This is a genomic window from Enterobacter sp. D2, assembly GCF_034427575.1.
GTDB classification, from domain to species: domain Bacteria; phylum Pseudomonadota; class Gammaproteobacteria; order Enterobacterales; family Enterobacteriaceae; genus Enterobacter; species Enterobacter cloacae_M.
Genome location: NZ_JAXQPP010000001.1, coordinates 2,519,922 through 2,535,059, shown reverse-complemented (window position 1 = coordinate 2,535,059; position 15,138 = coordinate 2,519,922). Strand labels below are relative to the sequence as shown.

Genomic DNA, 15,138 nt, shown 5'->3' with positions numbered 1-15,138 from the left:
CGGTTGCCTCAGTTTGCTGTAGCCATGTTAATCATAAGGTTTGCCATTGAATGAGCGGCATTTTGCGTAAACTTACGCCACTTGGCAACCAATTAGAGAGACAGGTCACATCTATTGTTAAATCTCTGTGCAAATTTTATTTCGACGCAAACGGTTTCGTCGGCGCTCAGGATTCTCTATAATGACGCCCGTTTTCCCCCCTTGCGCACACTGTAAGCGCCCCGGCGCTTCGAAGACGAGAGACTTATGATGGAAATTCTGCGTGGTTCGCCTGCACTGTCTGCCTTCCGTATCACTAAACTGCTGGCACGTTTTCAGGCGGCCGACCTTCCGGTAAGCAATATTTACGCTGAGTATGTCCATTTTGCTGACCTGAATGCCCCCCTGAATGCAGAGGAGCGCGTACAGCTGGAACGCCTGCTCAAGTATGGCCCAAGCCTGAGCAGCCATACGCCAACCGGCAAACTGATCCTTGCGACGCCTCGTCCGGGCACCATCTCCCCCTGGTCTTCCAAAGCCACCGACATCGCCCACAACTGTGGCCTGAGCCAGATTAACCGTCTGGAACGCGGCGTGGCGTACTACGTGGAAGCCTCTACCCTGAGCGACGCGCAGTGGCAGGCGGTTGCGGCTGAACTGCACGATCGCATGATGGAGAGCGTATTTGCCTCTCTCGATGACGCGCAGAAGCTTTTCTCTCACCATCAGCCTGCGCCGGTACAGAGCGTAGACCTGCTGGGGCAGGGCCGTCAGGCGCTGATTGACGCCAACCTGCGTCTCGGCCTGGCGCTGGCTGAAGACGAAATTGATTACCTGCAGGATGCGTTTGTTAAGCTCAACCGTAACCCGAACGACATCGAACTCTACATGTTCGCGCAGGCTAACTCTGAGCACTGCCGCCACAAGATTTTCAACGCCGACTGGATTATTGACGGCGAACAGCAGCCGAAGTCGCTGTTCAAAATGATCAAAAACACCATGGAGCAAACCCCTGACCACGTGCTGTCTGCCTATAAGGACAACGCCGCGGTAATGGAAGGTTCCGAGGTGGGCCGCTTCTTCGCCGATCGCGAAGCAGGGCGCTATGACTTCCATCAGGAGCCCGCGCATATCCTGATGAAAGTGGAAACCCACAACCACCCGACGGCGATCTCCCCGTGGCCGGGCGCGGCGACCGGCTCCGGCGGTGAAATCCGTGATGAAGGTGCGACCGGTCGTGGCGCTAAACCCAAAGCGGGTCTGGTCGGTTTCTCCGTCTCTAACCTGCGTATCCCGGGCTTTGAACAGCCGTGGGAAGAAGATTTCGGCAAGCCAGAGCGTATCGTGACCGCGCTGGATATCATGACCGAAGGCCCGCTGGGCGGCGCGGCGTTTAACAACGAATTTGGTCGTCCGGCGCTGAACGGTTACTTCCGCACCTATGAAGAGAAAGTGGACAGCCACAACGGCGAAGAGCTGCGCGGCTACCACAAACCGATCATGCTGGCGGGCGGGATCGGCAACATCCGTGCCGATCACGTGCAGAAAGGCGAGATCGTCGTCGGCGCGAAGCTGATCGTACTGGGCGGCCCGGCGATGAACATCGGCCTGGGCGGCGGGGCGGCCTCTTCTATGGCCTCCGGCCAGTCTGATGCGGATCTCGACTTCGCCTCCGTGCAGCGCGACAACCCTGAGATGGAGCGCCGCTGCCAGGAAGTGATCGACCGCTGCTGGCAACTGGGCGACGCTAACCCGATCCTCTTCATTCACGACGTGGGCGCGGGCGGCCTGTCCAACGCCATGCCGGAGCTGGTAAGCGACGGCGGCCGCGGCGGGCGTTTCAACCTGCGCGATATCCTGAGCGATGAGCCGGGCATGAGCCCGCTGGAAATCTGGTGTAACGAATCCCAGGAGCGTTACGTGCTGGCGGTTGCTGCCGACCAGCTGCCGCTGTTTGACGAGCTGTGCCGCCGCGAGCGCGCGCCGTATGCCGTCATCGGTGAAGCGACCGAAGAGCAGCACCTTTCCTTAAGCGACACCCACTTTGACAACCAGCCAATCGATCTGCCGCTCGACGTTCTGCTCGGTAAAACGCCGAAGATGACCCGCGACGTAACCACCCGTAAAGCGGCGGGCAAAGCGCTGGATCGCCAGGGCATCACCGTGGCAGAAGCGGTCAACCGCGTGCTGCACCTGCCTGCTGTGGCAGAGAAAACCTTCCTGGTTACCATCGGCGACCGCACCGTGACCGGTATGGTATCGCGCGATCAGATGGTCGGCCCGTGGCAGATCCCTATCGCTAACTGCGCCGTGACCACCGCGAGCCTCGACAGCTACTACGGCGAAGCGATGGCTCTCGGCGAACGTACCCCGGTGGCGCTGCTGGACTTCGCTGCTTCTGCCCGTCTGGCGGTCGGTGAAGCGCTGACCAACATCGCCGCGACGCAGATTGGCGATATCAAACGTATCAAGCTCTCCGCCAACTGGATGGCCGCTGCCGGCCACCCTGGCGAAGATGCTGGCCTGTATGAAGCCGTGAAAGCGGTGGGCGAGGAGCTGTGTCCTGCCCTCGGCCTGACCATTCCGGTGGGCAAAGACTCCATGTCGATGAAAACCCGCTGGCAGGAAGGCAGCGAGCAGCGCGAGATGACCTCTCCGCTGTCGCTGGTCATCACCGCGTTTGCCCGCGTGGAAGACGTGCGTCACACCGTTACGCCGCAGCTTGCGACCGAAGACAACGCCCTGCTGCTGATTGACCTGGGTAAAGGCCACAACGCGCTGGGTGCCACCGCGCTGGCGCAGGTTTACCGCCAGCTCGGCGATAAGCCAGCCGACGTGCGTGACGTGGCCCAGCTGAAAGGCTTCTACGACGCGATTCAGGCGCTGGTGGCGCAGCGTAAGCTGCTGGCCTACCACGACCGTTCCGACGGCGGCCTGCTGGTGACCCTGGCAGAGATGGCCTTCACCGGCCACTGTGGCGTGGAAGCGAACATTGCGACGCTGGGCGAAGACCGTCTGGCGGCGCTGTTCAACGAAGAGCTGGGCGCCGTGATTCAGGTGCGCGCGGCGGATCGCGACGCGGTTGAAGCGATTCTGGCGAAGCACGGTCTGGCAGACTGCGTGCACTATCTGGGTAAAGCCGTTCAGGGCGACCGCTTCGTGATTGAAGCAGACGGTCACGCGGTATTCAGCGAAAGCCGCACCACGCTGCGCATGTGGTGGGCGGAAACCACCTGGCAGATGCAGCGCCTGCGTGATAACCCGGAATGTGCCGATCAGGAGCATAACGCGAAAGCGAATGACCAGGATCCAGGCCTGAACGTGAAGCTCTCCTTCGACATTAACGAAGATATCGCTGCGCCGTACATTGCGACCGGCGCGCGTCCAAAAGTGGCCGTGCTGCGCGAGCAGGGCGTCAACTCCCACGTTGAGATGGCGGCTGCCTTCCACCGCGCGGGCTTTGACGCTATCGACGTCCACATGAGCGACCTGCTGGCCGGACGTACCGGTCTGGAATATTTCCAGGCGTTGGTGGCGTGCGGCGGCTTCTCCTACGGCGACGTGCTGGGCGCGGGCGAAGGCTGGGCGAAGTCCATCCTGTTCAACAGCCGCGTGCGCGACGAGTTCGAAACCTTCTTCCACCGTCCGCAGACCCTGGCGCTGGGCGTGTGTAACGGCTGCCAGATGATGTCTAACCTGCGCGAGCTGATCCCGGGCAGCGAAGCCTGGCCGCGCTTTGTGCGCAACCAGTCTGACCGCTTCGAGGCGCGCTTCAGCCTGGTGGAAGTGACCCAAAGCCCGTCTCTGCTGCTGCAGGGAATGGTCGGTTCTCAGATGCCAATCGCCGTTTCCCACGGTGAAGGTCAGGTAGAAGTACGTGATGCTGCGCATCTGGCTCAGCTGGAGAGCAAAGGCCTGGTGGCGCTGCGCTTTGTCGATAACTTCGGCAAGGTGACTGAAACTTACCCGGCTAACCCGAACGGCTCCGCCAACGGTATTACGGCGGTGACCAGCGAAAGCGGTCGCGCGACCATCATGATGCCGCACCCGGAACGCGTATTCCGTACCGTGAGCAACTCCTGGCACCCGGACAACTGGGGCGAGGACAGCCCGTGGATGCGTATCTTCCGCAACGCGCGTAAGCAGTTGGGTTAAGTTTTAGCCACACACCCTTCCAGGCCCGGTAAGCGAAAGCTCCACCGGGCTTTTTTATTTGTGTCGCAATTACGCGACAGACCCGTAATCCAACTGTCTCCAAAAGGCGACATTTAACTCATTGATTTATATGTGGCAGTAAAGGTTCCCGTTAAGGTGTTGCTTAACAGCGACACTTAGCCTGGAAATCATTCAACCGATAATTAACAGGCTAAACGAGTAAAACTCATATATTTCAAACTGTTAATATTTTGTTTTGCATTCTGGCATGGGTGTTGCATAATATTAACCAGTGGCTCATTCACCTTCTTATGTCAGCCCCTTCGGGACGCGCTACATAAACTTCGAATGACGCACAAAAAGGTGCCTGCCGTCCAACTACTGATCATAGCGATGCTTTATCAGGCCAGGGCGAAACGTCGAGTTAGGCACCGCCTCATTCCATGACAAAGCCGGGTTTTTACCCGGCTTTGTTGTATCTGAAGGGCAGACTCAGTTACGCTCTGCGTAAATCCCCATAAAGAGAGTAATGCGTTGAAACGCTGGCCCGTTTTCCCCCGCTCCCTGCGGCAGCTCGTCATGATGGCCTTCCTGCTGATCCTGCTGCCGCTGCTGATCCTTGCCTGGCAGGCGTGGCAAAGCCTGAACGCACTGAGCGCGCAGGCGGCTTTGACCAACCGCACGACGCTCATCGACGCCAGACGCAGTGAAGCAATGACCAACGCCGCGCTGGAGATGGAGCGTAGCTATCGTCAGTATTGCGTGCTTGACGATCGGACGCTGGAAAAGGTTTATCAGAGTCAGCGTAAACGCTACAGCGAAATGCTGGACGCTCACGCGGGGGTCTTGCCTGATGACAAGCTGTATCAGGCGTTACGTCAGGATTTGAACGATCTCGCGCAGCTGCAGTGCAGCAACAGCGGCCCGGATGCCGCCGCCGCCGCGCGCCTCGAAGCATTTGCCAGCGCCAACACCGAGATGGTGCAGTCAACGCGCGCGGTGATTTTCTCTCGCGGCCAGCAGCTCCAGCAGGAGATTGCCGAGCGTGGCCAGTTCTTCGGCTGGCAGGCGCTGGTGCTGTTCCTGGTGAGCCTGGGGCTGGTTCTGCTCTTTACCCGCATGATCATCGGCCCGGTGAAGGGCATTCAGCGTATGATCAACCGTCTGGGGGAGGGGAAATCGCTCGGGGATACGGTAGCCTTTAAAGGTCCCCGCGAGCTGCGATCCGTAGGCCAGCGCATTATCTGGCTGTCCGAGCGCCTGGCGTGGCTCGAATCACAGCGCCATCAGTTCCTGCGCCATATCTCCCATGAGCTTAAAACGCCGCTGGCCAGCATGCGCGAAGGGACGGAACTGCTGGCGGACGAAGTAGCCGGGCCCCTTACGCCAGAACAGAAAGAAATTGTCGAGATCCTGGATAACAGCAGCCGCAATCTGCAAAAGCTGATTGAGCAACTTCTGGATTACAACCGCAAGCTGGCTGACGGGGCGGTCGTACTGGAAAACGTTGAAATTGAGCCGCTGGTGGATATGGTGATCTCCGCCCACAGCTTGCCAGCAAGAGCTAAAATGATGCATACCGGCGTTGAGCTGAATGCGCCTGCGTGCCTGGCTGAACCCATGTTGCTGATGAGCGTTCTGGATAATCTTTACTCCAATGCGGTGCACTATGGTACTGAATCCGGTAACATTTATATCCGAAGTAATACGAATGGTTCACGGGTGTTTATTGACGTCGCAAACACCGGCACCCCGATCCCCGATGACGAAAAAACCATGATCTTCGAACCCTTTTTCCAGGGGAGTCATCAGCGGAAAGGCGCGGTTAAAGGAAGCGGGCTGGGCTTGAGCATCGCCCGGGACTGCATACGACGCATGCAGGGTGAGCTAAACATTGCCGCGGACGAACGTTCAGACGTTTGCTTCCGTATCGAACTGCCCGTGAGCCGGAAAAATCAATAAAATGAATCTATGTCTGGTGAGTATGTCACACGTCTTTTTCCGCGCCGTACGCGCGGTGTTTTCCTGCAACACGCTTCGCCTGAGCCTGCCCTGTTTATTTCTGGCAGGGTGTGTTTCCCATGCGCCACAAAGTGCAATTAGCGATAAACAAGAAGATAAATGGCCCGATAACCAGCTGGCAGATTTCCTCTCAACCCGCTGCGACGACATCTGGAACCTGTCAGGACATGACGTTGAAAGCAACCCGCTGTTCTGGCTGCGAGGAATAGATTGCGCCCAGCGTCTTGCGCCGGTAGACGCCCGCTCGAAGGCGGCGATGCTGGATGACGACACCTGGCAGGACGCTTTCAAGCGCGGAATTTTACTCGCAGATGCGAAAATCACCCCCGTTGAACGCCGCGTCAATGTCACCCGGCTGGACACGTTTGTAGTCAATCTTCCTGTGCAGGTACGCCCGGTATACCAGCTCTGGCGCGATGGACAGACATTACAGCTTCAGCTTTCTGAAGAGCGCTCCCGCTACAGCAAGCTGCAGCAGTCAACCGACAGCGAGCTTGATACGCTGCGTCAACAGCAGCAACATTTACGTACGCAGCTGGATACCACGACGCGCAAGCTGGAAAACCTGACGGATATCGAAAGGCAGCTCTCGTCGCGTAAATATCAGCCGGGGAGTTCATCCGCTGCACCGGACAGCGATACGCCGAAACAAGAGGATGTGAAGCATGACGAGCCGTAAACCTGCCCATCTTTTACTGGTGGATGACGATCCCGGACTGTTAAAGCTGCTGGGGATGCGTCTGGTGAGCGAAGGCTACAGCGTCGTCACCGCTGAAAGCGGGCTGGAAGGACTGAAGATCCTCAGCCGCGAGAAAATCGATCTGGTGATAAGCGACCTGCGGATGGACGAAATGGATGGTCTGCAGCTGTTCGCGGAGATCCAGAAGCAGCAGCCGGGTATGCCCGTGATTATCCTGACGGCGCACGGGTCGATCCCGGATGCGGTTGCCGCGACGCAGCAGGGGGTCTTCAGCTTCCTGACCAAGCCGGTGGACAAAGACGCGCTTTATAAGGCTATCGACAGCGCGCTGGAACACGCCGCCCCGGCGGGGGATGAAGCGTGGCGGGAGTCCATCGTCACCCGCAGCCCCATTATGCTGCGTCTGCTTGAACAGGCCCGGATGGTGGCGCAGTCCGACGTCAGCGTGCTCATCAACGGCCAGAGCGGAACCGGGAAAGAGATCCTGGCGCAGGCGATCCATAACGCCAGCCCGCGCAGTAAAAACGCCTTTATCGCCATTAACTGCGGCGCGCTTCCAGAACAGCTGCTCGAATCTGAACTGTTTGGTCACGCCCGCGGCGCATTCACCGGCGCGGTGAGCAGCCGGGAAGGGCTGTTCCAGGCCGCGGAAGGGGGCACGCTGTTCCTGGACGAGATTGGCGACATGCCCGCGCCGCTGCAGGTCAAACTGCTGCGCGTATTGCAGGAGCGAAAAGTTCGCCCGCTGGGCAGCAATCGCGACATTGATATTAACGTACGCATTATTTCCGCTACCCACCGCGACTTGCCAAAAGTGATGGCCCGCAACGAGTTTCGCGAAGATCTCTACTACCGTCTGAACGTGGTGAATCTGAAGATCCCGGCGCTGGCGGAGCGTGCGGAAGACATTCCGCTGCTGGCGAACCATCTTTTGCGCCAGGCGGCCGATCGCCATAAACCATTCGTGCGCGCGTTTTCCACCGACGCGATGAAGCGGCTGATGGCCGCAGGCTGGCCGGGTAACGTGCGCCAGCTGGTGAACGTGATTGAGCAGTGCGTGGCGCTGACCTCCTCACCGGTGATCAGCGATGCGCTGGTGGAGCAGGCGCTGGAAGGGGAAAACACGGCCCTGCCGACGTTTGCGGAAGCGCGGAATCAGTTTGAGCTGAACTATCTGCGTAAGCTATTGCAGATCACCAAAGGCAACGTGACCCACGCGGCGCGCATGGCCGGACGCAACCGCACCGAGTTCTACAAGCTGCTGTCGCGCCACGAGCTGGAAGCAAACGATTTTAAAGAGTAATGCCGTATGGTACTGTGAGCAATCGATTACGAGGCAGCTTACAGGCAAGAGTTTAAGGACCCACCATGAAAAAGATTGATGCGATTATTAAACCTTTCAAACTGGATGACGTGCGTGAAGCGCTGGCGGAAGTCGGCATCACCGGGATGACCGTGACGGAAGTGAAAGGTTTTGGTCGTCAGAAGGGCCACACCGAGCTTTACCGTGGCGCAGAGTACATGGTCGACTTTCTGCCGAAAGTAAAAATTGAAATCGTGGTCAGCGACGATATCGTCGATACCTGCGTGGATACCATTATCCGCACGGCGCAGACGGGCAAAATCGGCGACGGTAAAATCTTCGTCTTTGACGTGGCGCGCGTGATCCGTATTCGTACCGGCGAAGAAGACGACGCCGCGATTTAACAATGCCAACGGTTTTGTAGGCCGGGTAAGGTGCAACCACCCGGCGAAAAAAAAGCCCCTCGAACGAGGGGCTTTTTCATTACAGCACCTTATGGGGCCCGAAACATTCATAATGAATGTTGTCTTTGTTCACACCCAGCTCCACCAGCTGCTTCGCGGCATACTGCATAAACGCCACCGGCCCGCAGACGTAGAACTGCATGTCCGGCGCGCTAAACGCCCCTTCCATCAGGCTTAAATTCATCAGACCTTCGCTGTCAAATCGTGCGGCCGCGCGGTCTGCATCCGTCGGCAGGCGATACCAGGTGTGCGCGGTGAAGCGCGGCAGGGACGCCCCGAGCGTTTTCACTTCATCAGCAAAGGCGTGCACGTCACCGTTTTCCGCAGCGTGGAACCAGTTGACCTGCGCACCGTGGTTGGCTTTCGCCAGCGTATCAAGCATCGCCAGCATTGGCGTTTGGCCTACGCCCGCAGAGATCAGCGTAACCGGGGTATTCGCTTCAACGGCCATGAAGAAATCGCCCGCCGGCGCGGCCAGATGAACCACGTCGCCCACGTTAGCTTCGCTGTGAAGCCAGTTGGATACCTGACCGCCGTCCTCACGCTTCACCGCAATGCGGTAGCCTTTGCCGTTTGGCTTGCGGGTAAGAGAATACTGGCGGATCTCCTGATGCGGGAAACCTTCAGGCTTCAGCCACACGCCCAGATACTGGCCCGGCTGGTAATCGGCAACCGGCTGTCCGTCCACTGGCTCAAATTCAAAGCTGGTAATCAGCGCGCTGCGCGGCGTTTTCTCAACGATGCGGAAGGCGCGCGTGCCTTCCCAGCCGCCGTTCTTGCTGGCATTTTCGCTGTAGATCTGCGCTTCGCGGTTGATAAACACGTTTGCCAGCACGCCGTAGGCTTTCCCCCACGCGTCCAGCACCTCCTGGCCCGGGCTGAACATCTCGTCCAGCGTTGCCAGCAGGTGGCCACCCACAATGTTGTACTGCTCGGGCTGGATCTGGAAGCTGGTGTGCTTCTGCGCGATTTTTTCCACCGCGGGCAGCAGTGCCGCCAGGTTTTCAATATTGCTGGCGTAGGCCGCGATGGCGTTGAAAAGCGCTTCGCGCTGATCGCCGTTACGCTGGTTGCTCATGTTGAAAATTTCCTTGAGCTCCGGGTTGTGCGTGAACATGCGATCGTAGAAATGGGCGGTGAGTTTAGGGCCGGTTTCCACCAGCAGGGGAATGGTGGCTTTAACGGTAGCGATGGTTTGAGCGTCGAGCATGAGCGCATCCTTCTGATGTGACTTTAATGATGTATTTTAAATGCATCTTATAAAAAATACCCCTGCGTTGTAAATGGTTCTTTGCAAGATGAAAAATATGCATCACAAACCTGAAAAGAAATCCGCTGGAAAGAGCGAGAGCTTTATTCCTCAAACCCTTGCGTGGCGGGTAGGAAAACGTTTGCGTAAAATCGTTTGTCAAGACCTGTTATCACAGAACTAATCAGTTATACTGTTGCCCGTCGTCCAACAGGACTGCCTTTTCAGGCCAAAATTTACTTGTTAGCTGAGTCAGGAGATGCGGATGTTAAAGCGTGAAATGAACATTGCCGATTATGATGCCGAACTGTGGCAGGCTATGGAGCAGGAAAAAGTACGTCAGGAAGAGCACATCGAACTGATCGCCTCCGAAAACTACACCAGCCCGCGCGTCATGCAGGCGCAGGGTTCTCAGCTAACTAACAAATATGCTGAAGGTTACCCGGGCAAGCGCTATTACGGCGGTTGCGAGTACGTTGATATCGTTGAGCAGCTGGCTATCGACCGTGCGAAAGAACTCTTTGGCGCTGACTACGCGAACGTGCAGCCGCACTCTGGCTCTCAGGCTAACTTCGCGGTCTACACCGCGCTGCTGCAGCCGGGCGATACCGTTCTGGGTATGAACCTGGCGCAGGGCGGCCACCTGACTCACGGCTCCCCGGTTAACTTCTCCGGCAAACTGTACAACATCATCCCTTACGGTATTGATGAGTCCGGTAAAATTGACTACGAAGACATGGCGAAGCAGGCTAAAGAGCACAAACCGAAGATGATCATCGGTGGCTTCTCTGCTTACTCCGGTATCGTTGACTGGGCAAAAATGCGTGAAATCGCGGACAGCATCGGTGCTTACCTGTTCGTCGACATGGCGCACGTTGCGGGCCTGATTGCCGCTGGCGTTTACCCGAACCCGGTTCCACACGCTCACGTTGTGACCACCACCACCCACAAAACCCTGGCGGGTCCACGCGGTGGCCTGATCCTGGCGAAAGGCGGTGACGAAGAGCTGTACAAAAAACTGAACTCCGCTGTATTCCCAAGCGCGCAGGGCGGCCCGCTGATGCACGTTATCGCGGCAAAAGCGGTCGCGCTGAAAGAAGCGATGGAGCCTGAGTTCAAGGTTTATCAGCAGCAGGTTGCTAAGAATGCCAAAGCGATGGTGGAAGTGTTCCTGAACCGTGGCTACAAAGTGGTATCCGGCGGTACTGAAAACCACCTGTTCCTGCTGGATCTGGTTGATAAGAACCTGACCGGTAAAGAAGCTGACGCAGCCCTGGGCCGCGCCAACATCACCGTGAACAAAAACAGCGTGCCAAACGATCCGAAGAGCCCGTTCGTGACCTCCGGTATCCGTATCGGTTCTCCGGCCGTAACTCGCCGCGGCTTTAAAGAAGCGGAAGTGAAAGAGTTGGCTGGCTGGATGTGTGACGTTCTGGACAACATCAATGACGAAGCGGTTATCGAGCGCGTCAAAGGTAAAGTTCTGGATATCTGCGCACGCTTCCCGGTTTACGCATAATTCCTCTGCCTGGCAGAAATAAAAAAGGCCGCGCTTGCGGCCTTTTTTATGGCTTAACGCCGGTCGAGGGAAATGGCTCCAGGTCCGACAATCGCCAGCAAAATAAAGGCGCCAGCAATACTGACGTTCTTATAGAAGTTAATCATATTCGGCACGACCGCATCACCTGTCATATCCCAGTAGTGGTGCCCAATCACCGCGGTTCCGAGGGTATAGAATACAAACAGTACCGCGAGAGGACGGGTGAAAAAGCCCAGGACGATCAGGATAGCGGCAGGCACTTCCATTACCACCGCAATAATGGCCGCCAGCATGGGCATCGGCGCACCCAGCGAGGTCATATATTGTACGGTGCCGCTAAACCCCGTCAGTTTTGGATAACCAAAGATAATAAACAGCACGACAAGCGCGATGCGGCCAATCAGCAGCAGCAGGTGACGTGACTGACCGAAATCTAAATAACGTAGAGTGTTCATAGCTGGCTCATTTTTCAGGGGACCCAATCTAAAATTAATACACAAATCCATAGTCTTCCATTCAGCTTTTCTTCATAAATCAGGCGTTCGCGTGATGTTAAATTCAGACTTCGTGTAAAATTGTCTCTTTTCTTTGGCAAGGGAAATTTATGCAGTGCATATCATGTCAGCAAGAAGAGGCAAATAAAGAATCCGGGCTGTGTAATCAGTGTGAGCGTGTAGACGAAAAGAAAATTAACGGGCTGCTTTATCTCCCGGCGGCGGGCCTGATGATTAACCTCATCATGACGCCTATTGGAGCATGGAATTACTTTGCGGCGATGTTCCACTTTTTCCAGTCAGGGGGAATTAACCTGTTTGGGGCCGTGGGTATCGCGGTAATGATAATTGATGTGGCACTGACCGCGGCCGCAGGCTGGTATTTCTTTAAAAGAAAGTCGGGTATCCGTAAGATCATCATTCCCTACTATTTAATGGGCGTTGTCTTTATGCTCTATTTTGTGGGCATACCAGCCTGGCTCTTCGACGCAAGGCTGGATACGGCTGATATTCGCAATGCGCTTTCCTCCATTGTTGGCGCATCGATCTGGATCCCCTACTTCCTGGTTTCCAAACGCATTAATCAGGTCTTTGTACGCTAGACGTTTCGCAGGGCCGCCATGGCCCTGTGAAATGTGCGTGTTATTCACTTGTTAATAGTTGCTTGCGCAGGCTTTGATTTAACGCCAGACTATGGCCTCGATTTCGGGAGGGATTCATGGTCTTGCATTCCACGCGCTGGCTGGCGCTCAGTTATTTCACCTATTTCTTTAGCTACGGTATTTTTCTGCCCTTCTGGAGCGTCTGGCTCAAGGGTATCGGCCTGACTCCTGAGACTATCGGTGTCCTGCTGGGGGCCGGGCTGGTAGCGCGTTTCCTCGGCAGCCTGCTAATTGCCCCGCGCGTCAGCGATCCCTCCTTGCTGATCAAGGCCGTGCGTATTCTTGCTCTGCTGACGCTGGTCTTTGTTGCCTGCTTCTGGGTCAGCCACCAGTTTGCCTGGCTGATGGTGGTGATGGTCGGCTTTAACCTGTTCTTCTCACCGCTGGTACCGCTAACGGATGCCCTGGCGAACACCTGGCAAAAGCAGATCACCATGGACTATGGCCGCGTGCGCCTGTGGGGCTCTATTGCCTTTGTGATAGGTTCCGCGCTGGTGGGCAAACTGGTCAGCCTTTACGATTACCGCGCCATTCTCGCCCTGCTGAGTATCGGTATTGCCTCAATGCTGCTGGGCATGCTGCTGCGTCCGTCGGTGATGCCGCAAGGGGAAAGCCGCCATCAGGAGAGCGCAGGCTGGCCCGCCTGGCGGAGCCTGGTGGCCCAGAGCTGGCGTTTTCTGGCGTGTGTCTGTCTGCTTCAGGGGGCGCATGCGGCGTACTATGGCTTCAGCGCCATCTACTGGCAGGGGGCGGGATACTCAGCTTCCGCAGTGGGCTATCTGTGGTCGCTGGGGGTAGTGGCCGAAGTCATTATCTTCGCCCTGAGCAAGAAGCTGTTCCGCCGCTTTGGCGCGCGAGACCTGCTGCTGCTTTCCGCCGTGTGCGGCGTGGCGCGCTGGGGGATTATGGGCTGGACGACCGATCTGCCATGGCTGATAGTGGCGCAAATCCTTCACTGCGGCACCTTTACCGTGTGCCATCTGGCGGCCATGCGCTATATCGCAGCGCGCGAGGGCGGAGACGTTATTCGCCTGCAGGCCGTCTATTCGGCGGTCGCGATGGGGGGCAGTATCGCGATCATGACGGTCTTTGCGGGGTTCCTCTACCAGCATCTGGGGCATGGGGTCTTCTGGGTGATGGCGATGGTCGCCTTACCCGCCATCGTTGTTCGTCCTAAAGTGGCCGCTCGCGCCTCGCTATGATTCCAGCATGGCGCGAATATGTTCTTGCTGCTGCGCGTTCAATGTCTCAACGGCATGTATCAGCGGCGGCGAGAACAGCGGCAGGACGGTAGGGTAGGGGGTGATAACCAGCGCGGCTTCGCGCGGTGCCCCCTCTTTCTGAAAAGCCTGCAGCGTCAGATAGCGAATGTTGAGCGGCAGCAGCGTCAGCTCGCGAAGCTGCTGTTCAATCAGATCCTCGCTGGCTTTATCGTCTCCCGTCAGCAGGATCACCTGTTTTTCGTGCAGATCGGTCTCCTGCATCAGCCAGGCACCGAAAATCACCGCGACAAGACTCATCTCTTCATCTGAAAAACGCAGCCCAAACTCCGCTTCCAGCTCAAACAGCGCTTCCTTTGTGGTGCGTAACAGCCGGGGATAAAGGCGATGGATCTCCTCCGGCAGGCTATTGTCGATGCCGATCTCAAACAGCGAGCGGTCCAGCGCCTGAGCCAGATGGATATACAGCTGATCGGTCAGCCCTTGCTCATCGCTGAAGTTCATCCCGGTCTGCGCGCGAAAACGAGCGACCATGCGCACGATGGCCCGACGCAAGCGCTGATCCTGCTGGTGTTTATCGAGCACCGGATCGGGCGTGCGGAGCATCATAAACAGCAGGGCCAGAAACAGCTGTTCATCCCCGTGCGCACCCTGCGGCACGCGACGTCTCCAGTGACGCACGATCTCCTGGGCCGTAAAATACTCCCCTCTCGACTGGGTCCAGCTGCGCTGAACGTGAGAAAACTGCGGCGTATTCCCGAGCTGGTGCTGAATAAGACAGTATTGCAGATAGAGCTGTAAAAACTGGACGTCGCGGCATTCAAACTGGCGCTGCAGCTTGCGGGAGCAGAAGCCGATCAGCGCCCGCAGGTTCGCATCATCGTAAAGCGGCCGCGCAATGCCGTGTTGTTTAAGCGCGGTTTTTAATGCGGGGGTAAACTGGTGCGAGACAAACTGCGGGCAAAGCCGCAGCGCCCGGCGCAGCCAGTGCAGCAGGCATAAACGCTGATTCAGGGCTGTGCCTTCAATCCGGTAGCTGCCGTCGTGGTGCGTGACGATGTCCAGCCGGTGATAGCGCTGGATTTCATCGCGCGTCTCGGCTATATCTTGCCGTGCCATCGCGTCGTCCACCCCGTTGGCAGCAATTATGCTCTGTGCGGTGACGGCAGCATCGGGCAGGTAAAGCATCAAAAGCACCTGGCAGCGGCGCTGCGAACTGGAAAGCACAGATGGAATTTCAAGCGTCGTCATCATCTGTCGGGTATCCAGTGTGAATGTTTGATAAGAATAGCTAAAGGATGAGCGCTGAAAAGCGCGCCGGCAGGCCTTTCACTCAGGATTGCTGGGGAA

Annotated in this window: 11 protein-coding genes; 8 read left to right on the top strand and 3 right to left on the bottom strand. The window is 57.2% G+C overall.

Translation table 11 applies throughout. The annotated features are described in order from the left end of the window. Positions 1 to 246 precede the first annotated feature (246 nt). The 5 genes from purL (at position 247) to glnB (ending at position 8,563) form a co-directional block, all read left to right on the top strand. The gene (gene purL / locus SPG90_RS12035; RefSeq protein WP_322408150.1) at positions 247 to 4,134 is read left to right on the top strand and encodes a phosphoribosylformylglycinamidine synthase; all 3,888 of its coding nucleotides are present in this window, start codon (positions 247 to 249) and stop codon (positions 4,132 to 4,134) included. A gap of 534 nt (positions 4,135 to 4,668) precedes the next feature. After that, the gene (gene qseE / locus SPG90_RS12030) at positions 4,669 to 6,096 is read left to right on the top strand and encodes a two component system sensor histidine kinase QseE/GlrK (RefSeq protein ID WP_045355302.1); all 1,428 of its coding nucleotides are present in this window, start codon (positions 4,669 to 4,671) and stop codon (positions 6,094 to 6,096) included. Position 6,097: 1 nt separating this feature from the next. Further along, entirely contained in the window at positions 6,098 to 6,835 is a 738-nt protein-coding gene (qseG, locus tag SPG90_RS12025; protein ID WP_023308836.1) for a two-component system QseEF-associated lipoprotein QseG, read from the top strand. Next, a complete protein-coding gene (gene glrR / locus SPG90_RS12020; RefSeq protein WP_023308835.1) occupies positions 6,822 to 8,159 on the top strand; it encodes a two-component system response regulator GlrR in 1,338 nt (445 codons plus the stop codon). Before qseG ends, glrR begins: the two co-directional genes overlap by 14 nt. A gap of 65 nt (positions 8,160 to 8,224) precedes the next feature. Further along, positions 8,225 to 8,563 carry a nitrogen regulatory protein P-II gene (gene glnB, locus SPG90_RS12015; RefSeq protein WP_003860685.1) on the top strand — a complete coding sequence of 113 codons (339 nt, stop codon included), beginning with the start codon at positions 8,225 to 8,227 and terminating at the stop codon, positions 8,561 to 8,563. A gap of 79 nt (positions 8,564 to 8,642) precedes the next feature. Here glnB and hmpA read toward each other — a convergent pair whose 3' ends face one another. Beyond that, a complete protein-coding gene (gene hmpA / locus SPG90_RS12010) occupies positions 8,643 to 9,833 on the bottom strand; it encodes an NO-inducible flavohemoprotein (protein WP_023308834.1) in 1,191 nt (396 codons plus the stop codon). Positions 9,834 to 10,137: 304 nt separating this feature from the next. Between hmpA and glyA the strand changes: the two genes are divergently transcribed. Continuing rightward, a complete protein-coding gene (gene glyA / locus SPG90_RS12005; RefSeq protein WP_008502165.1) occupies positions 10,138 to 11,391 on the top strand; it encodes a serine hydroxymethyltransferase in 1,254 nt (417 codons plus the stop codon). Positions 11,392 to 11,444: 53 nt separating this feature from the next. Here the strand turns inward: glyA and SPG90_RS12000 are convergent, their stop codons facing one another. After that, positions 11,445 to 11,867 (bottom strand): DoxX family protein, encoded by a 423-nt coding sequence (locus SPG90_RS12000; protein ID WP_032667909.1) that lies wholly within the window; start codon positions 11,865 to 11,867, stop codon positions 11,445 to 11,447. Positions 11,868 to 12,016: 149 nt separating this feature from the next. On the opposite strand from SPG90_RS12000, the gene SPG90_RS11995 reads away from it, so the two are divergent. Both SPG90_RS11995 and SPG90_RS11990 read left to right on the top strand, forming a co-directional pair. Then, positions 12,017 to 12,508 (top strand): DUF2569 domain-containing protein, encoded by a 492-nt coding sequence (locus SPG90_RS11995; protein ID WP_045399594.1) that lies wholly within the window; start codon positions 12,017 to 12,019, stop codon positions 12,506 to 12,508. 116 nt (positions 12,509 to 12,624) lie between these two features. Continuing rightward, a complete protein-coding gene (locus tag SPG90_RS11990) occupies positions 12,625 to 13,770 on the top strand; it encodes a 3-phenylpropionate MFS transporter (RefSeq protein ID WP_045399597.1) in 1,146 nt (381 codons plus the stop codon). Here SPG90_RS11990 and csiE read toward each other — a convergent pair. Further along, positions 13,765 to 15,042: a stationary phase inducible protein CsiE gene (csiE, locus tag SPG90_RS11985; RefSeq protein ID WP_045399600.1), complete on the bottom strand. Its 1,278-nt coding sequence runs from the start codon at positions 15,040 to 15,042 to the stop codon at positions 13,765 to 13,767. The genes SPG90_RS11990 and csiE overlap by 6 nt on opposite strands. Between the last annotated feature and the right edge of the window lie 96 nt (positions 15,043 to 15,138).